We start from the raw sequence: 1,143 nt of genomic DNA on the forward strand, positions 1-1,143 counted from the left end.
TTATACCATTTTTCTAAAGATGTGCTAGAGATAAAGAATGTAAGATCCAAGACCATCCTGTGAGAAAACCAATGACATTATTTGTTAAAGATGATAAAATTTCCTGAACTTTTACGCGGAGTTCGTCAAGATTACTAAAGACTAACCAAGCTAAAAATTCTTTGATGTATTCCCACACTCTTTCTGTTGGATTTACTTCAGGGCAATGAGGAGGCTGAAATAGTAAAATAATATTGTCGGGCAATTCAGATGTGCTTAAAAGATGACCGGGAGCATTATCGACTTGAATAATATGCAATTCATCGGGATATTGAAGCGACAATTGTTGCAAATATGCTTGAAAACAAACTTTATCTAAATGGGAAAACTCCCAAAAAAAACTTCTGCCAGTAGATGGGGATACGGCTCCGTAAAGCCAGAAACATTTAAATTTCCATTGATGTTTTCCTAGGGGTTTTACACCCCGTAGGGTTAGCCTTCGTCTCTGAATTGTATGTAGTCCTAATCGAGTTTCATCACTACACCAAAAGAGAAATTTATTGTATTTATTTACTTGGTCAGGAGCTTTTTCCAGCAAGGCTTTGACGTGATGAGACAGACTATTTTTGAATTCATTAATTGCCGTTGGCTTTTGTTCAACACTTCGAGGTCTGGGAATTTTAAATTTACTTTTTAACTCCCCTCTGACCAAGGAGTATACAGCTTGATAACTACTAGGTATCTCTTTGATTAACCAAAGCCAGAGATGAACTTCTTTATAACTGGAAAATCCTTCGGGGTCTCTCAATTCTTGTTGTAATGAAGCCGCTACTTCAACTGAAAACTTCTTGGGTCTGCCAAAAATCTGCCGATTTTTTAACAAGTTTTCCAGACCACCCTCTTTATATTGAAAGAGCCAGCGATGAATTGTGGTTTCACTTTTACCCAAAAGCGACGATACTTCTCGGACTGTTTCTACTTTTTTTGATTGAAATAAATAAAGCATTTGAACTTTATTATATGCTAAAATTCTTTTTTGTTGTTTCCTAATCTCTAGCAATACTTCTACAGATTCGGCAATCGTTATATGAGGACGACCAGACATTTTAATGTTTTCCTTTACTTTTTTTTTAAGTCTATCATAACTTTATAAAAATGGTATTA

At 35.3% G+C, this 1,143-nt stretch carries 1 protein-coding gene; it reads right to left on the reverse strand.

Annotated elements, in window-relative coordinates; translation table 11 throughout:
- Positions 1–13: 13 nt before the first annotated feature.
- Positions 14–1,084, reverse strand: coding sequence for an IS630 family transposase (locus QUA57_RS28575; protein ID WP_333065172.1), 1,071 nt, complete (start codon positions 1,082–1,084; stop codon positions 14–16).
- Between the last annotated feature and the right edge of the window lie 59 nt (positions 1,085–1,143).

Origin of the sequence: Microcoleus sp. Pol7_B2, from assembly GCF_036701035.1 — a bacterium.
In the GTDB taxonomy this organism is placed as follows: domain Bacteria; phylum Cyanobacteriota; class Cyanobacteriia; order Cyanobacteriales; family Microcoleaceae; genus Microcoleus.